Annotated in this window: 5 protein-coding genes; 3 read left to right on the top strand and 2 right to left on the bottom strand. The window is 71.7% G+C overall.

Annotation, left to right across the window (positions count from 1 at the left end; genetic code table 11):
- The 3 genes from PROKR_RS36275 to PROKR_RS26035 all read left to right on the top strand — a co-directional run.
- The coding region (locus PROKR_RS36275) for a tetratricopeptide repeat protein (protein WP_036969533.1) at positions 1-706 on the top strand (706 nt) is incomplete at its 5' end.
- Between the two features lie 63 nt (positions 707-769).
- The gene (locus PROKR_RS26030; protein ID WP_036969536.1) at positions 770-1,516 is read left to right on the top strand and encodes a metallophosphoesterase family protein; all 747 of its coding nucleotides are present in this window, start codon (positions 770-772) and stop codon (positions 1,514-1,516) included.
- A 167-nt stretch (positions 1,517-1,683) separates the two neighbouring features.
- Positions 1,684-1,914: a helix-turn-helix domain-containing protein gene (locus PROKR_RS26035; RefSeq protein ID WP_200836061.1), complete on the top strand. Its 231-nt coding sequence runs from the start codon at positions 1,684-1,686 to the stop codon at positions 1,912-1,914.
- 149 nt (positions 1,915-2,063) lie between these two features.
- Here PROKR_RS26035 and PROKR_RS31065 read toward each other — a convergent pair whose 3' ends face one another.
- Entirely contained in the window at positions 2,064-2,696 is a 633-nt protein-coding gene (locus PROKR_RS31065) for a metallophosphoesterase (protein ID WP_051433382.1), read from the bottom strand.
- A 75-nt stretch (positions 2,697-2,771) separates the two neighbouring features.
- The coding region (locus PROKR_RS26050) for a hypothetical protein (protein WP_036969542.1) at positions 2,772-3,969 on the bottom strand (1,198 nt) is incomplete at its 5' end.

The raw sequence follows: 3,969 nt of genomic DNA on the forward strand, positions 1-3,969 counted from the left end.
CCGGCTGGCCGCGGCCGACCCCGACCGGCACCTGCCCGGTCTCGCCGACGCGCTCCAGGCCGTGGGCGACGCGCTGCTCGACCAGGACCGGGCCGAGGAGGCCCTGGCCCACCTCGGGCAGGCCGTCGCGCTGCGCCGCCGGACCGCCCTGGAGAACCCGGGCCGGTACCTCACCGACCTCACCCGGTCGCTGCGGGCGTTCGGCACGGGGCTGTCCGACGTCGGCCGGTGGGAGGAGGGCGCCTCGCTCCAGCAGGAGGCCGTCGAGGTGCTGCGCCGGCTCGCGGCCGAGGACCCGGCCCGGCACGTTCCTGAGCTCGCCGAGGCGCTGTCGGCCCTGGGCGTGACCCACTCCCGGCTGCACCGGTCGCAGGAGGCGCTGGACGCCGAGCACGAGGCGGCCCTGGTCTGGCGGGACCTCGTGGACGCGGACCCACAGCGGTACCGGCCCCGGCTGGCCCAGTCGCTCAGCAACCTTGGTGCGATCTTCACCGTGCTCAAGCTCGGCGACGAGGCCGTCGAGCTCGTGCGCGAGGCCGTGTCCCTGCTGCGCGAGCTCCTGGCAGAGAACGCCGCGCGGTACCGGCCGCGGCTCGCGGAGGCGCTGCGCACGCTCGCACTCACGCTCCACGACCAGGAGCGGTTCGACGAGGCCCGGCGGGTGCGGGCGGAGGCGCAGGAGCTCGGGGGCCTGGTGGCGGCGTAGGCGCGGGCGCGCTGTCGTGCCCGTCCCTGTCCGGGCGTGCCCGCCTGTGGGACGATCCAGGGCGTGTCCCTCGAACGAATTGCCCTGATCAGCGACGTCCACGGCAACCTGACGGCGCTCGATGCCGTGCTCCATGACATCGCGTCACGAGGAATTGACCAGATCATCAATCTCGGGGACTTCGTCGGTAAAGGACCGCAGGGAAGTGCCGTCGTCGACCGTTGTAATGACGCGTGCGACGTCAATATCCGCGGTAACTGGGACGACTTCCTGCCGACGATCGGCGACGACGCGTCCTCCGGGATGCTCTGGTGGCGCGACGAGCTGCGCCCCGACCAGCACGAGTGGCTGCGCGGGCTCCCGCTGAGCCACGACCTGCTCCTGAGCGGGCGGCACATCCGGCTGTTCCACGCCTCCGCGACGAGCCCGCACGTGCGCGTGCGTGCCCGGCACACCGCCGAGGAGTTCGACGGCATGTTCCGGAACACCCCGATGACGGGCGACGGCACGCCGCCGTCGATGGTGGGCTACGGCGACATCCACGAGTCGTTCCTCCAGGTGAACCGGGGGCGCACGCTGTTCAACGTGGGGAGCGTCGGCAACCCACTGGACGAGCCCGTCCCCGGGTACGTGATCCTCGAGGGCGTGGTCGGCGAGCCGGGGCCGGCGCCGTTCGGCCTGCAGTTCGTGCGCGTGCCGTACGACGCCGAGGCCGAGATCGCCGTCGCCGCCCGACTGGGCATGCCGGAGCTCGCGCCGTACGCCACGGAGCTGCGGACCGCGGTGTATCGGGGGCTCCAGACGCCGTGACCAGCGGCGTAGCAAAGGGCACGTGATCAATGCCAGGAATATCCCCGCGACGGGCGTGAGTAATTGCCCGGCGCATCGGTCTTGCGGAGAAAAGAATCATCGACGGATATCGAAACTCGCACCGATTCGACTGGACTCTGGGCACCGGAACGCGCAAGACTGGCCGTGTGAACGAGATCACATTGGAAGCCGAAGCCAGCAATCAGCACAAGGACCTCACGACGCTCGAGGCCGCCCGCATGTTGGGCGTGTCCAAGCTGCACGTCATCGACCTGCTCGAGGCCGGTGAGATCGACTATCACATGGTCGGGTCGGACCTCATGTTCAGCGCCGCTGAGATCGAGTCCTACAAGTTCGACCGTGAGCACCGCGACTCGGAGTCGCTCGTATCGGCATGACCCCCGCGCGGCGGCAGACGCCCTGGCGCTTCCGCTGACGCAGTGCGTGCGGCCCGCGAACCTGCGAAGCCACGCACCCTGACGCCTGAGCGCACGTTCATCACCGCGAACGTGCGCTCTTGTCATGTCCGGACCGAGCCGGGCCGGCCTCACGCCCAGCCCAGCGGCTCCAGGTCGCGCGGACCGGCGGCGATCAGCCCCGCGATCGTCGCGGCGGACACGGGCCGGCCGCCCCAGGCGTCGACGCCGACGTTGATCTGCCGCCCCCGCTGCCGCCAGGTGTCGTGCACGTGGCCGTGCACCACCCAGCCGCCTCGATCCGCGAGCCGGTACTCGACGAACCGGTCCACGCCGTGCGAGTCGCCCTCGTAGGGGAAGTGGGACAGCTCGACGGTCCGGTCGCCCACGACGACCGGCTCGGGCCGGTCGTGGATCTCGGCGAAGCCCGCGGCCAGGTAGCGCTCGTGCTCCGTGGCCCGACGCCGCTCGCGTGCGTCCGGCTCGCCCTTGCGCAGCGCGCGGTCGCCCTCCCAGCAGCGGTCGTGGTTGCCCGGCACGAGGATCTTGTGCCCGGCGAGCCGCCCGATGTTGGCGAGGGAGTCGGCCAGGGAGCCGAGGGCGACGTCGCCCAGCACCCACACGGTGTCGTCCTCGGTGACGGTCTCGTTCCAGAGCCGCACGAGGGCGGCGTCCATGTCCCCGACGCCGGCGAACGGGCGGTCGCAGAACCGGATGATGTTCAGGTGTCCGAAGTGCAGGTCGGACGTGTAGTACGTAGTCATGTCAGTGCGTATTCAACCGGGCCCGGGCCGCCGAGGGAACCGAATTGGACGCCCCGGGCGCGGCTGGTCCCGCCGTCAGTACCGGTACGACCAGGTACAGAACCCGCCGTCGGCGGTGAAGGACACCTTGTCGACGCCGTCGTCCTCCCAGCCGAGCACCGTCTTGTCGCGGCGGGTGGCCGTCAGGTAGTCGCCGGGCGGGATGGTGATCGTGGTGCTGGGGAGGGTCAGCGAGTAGCCGCTGCACACGGGCTGCTCGCCCTCCGGGAGGTACTCGCAGTCGTCGCACGCGTCGATCTTCACGACGCCGGTCGCCGGTCCGGTGAAGACCATCTCGAACGGGTCGGGGCTGTAGTTGTAGACGGTCAGCGTGACCGTACCCTCGGGCTCGTCCCGGGCGGGGAGCCGGACGCCGGCCTTCGGGTCCACCAGCGCTATCCCCGCCGCGATCCGCACGCGCTCCGCGTAGTCGGCCTCCTTGGCCCGCGGGTACGACTCCACCAGACCGTTCAGGGCCTGCACCGCCGTCGCGTACCGCTCGCGCTCGAACTCCTGCAGCCCGCACTTCAGCAGCCCGGCGGGCACCTGTTCGCGAGCCTCGTCGGCCAGGGAGCTGACCTTGCCGGAGTCGAACTTCGCGAGGAACCCCGCCGACGCCGCTGCCGCGCCGGTGTCGGTGCAGCGCTTCGCGCCGCTCAGCTCCTTCAGCACGCCGTCGCGCCACTCCGCGAGGTCCCCGGGCACCGCCGACGCCGGGTCGCTGGCCGGGTGGTCCGTCAGGAGCTCGGTGAGGTAGGTCCGGGACATGTCGAAGTTGCCGGCCTCTGCGGAGCGCAGGCCGCAGTCGTGCAGGGCACCCGGGATCTCGCTCTCGGCGACCCCCTGCAGCGGTCCGGGCGTGCCGGGCTCGGCGAAGTGCCGGACGACGACCAGCCCCGTGCACGGGTCGTCGGTCTTGGCCTGCGCGTACAGGTCGTCGATGAGACCCGGCACCCGGTCGGCGGCGCGCGTCGCGGGGTGGTCCGCCGCCACTGCCAGGTAGGTCGCGTACGCGGCGTCGTACGTCTTCCTGAACGGGCCGAACGCCGTGCCTGTCGACTCCAGGCTCGCCTCGGCGCGGTCCAGGTCAAAGGCCAGGTGGTCCTCCAGCACCTCGTGCTGCGCCACGGCGTACCCCGCGCCCAGCAGCGGCACGATCGCGAGCGTCGCCCACGCGACCCGGCCCGCGGTGCGCGGCGACCAGGTCGTGCGGCGCCGGTTCGTGGACCCGGCC

Source organism: Promicromonospora kroppenstedtii DSM 19349 (assembly GCF_000515355.1).
GTDB lineage: Bacteria > Actinomycetota > Actinomycetes > Actinomycetales > Cellulomonadaceae > Promicromonospora > Promicromonospora kroppenstedtii.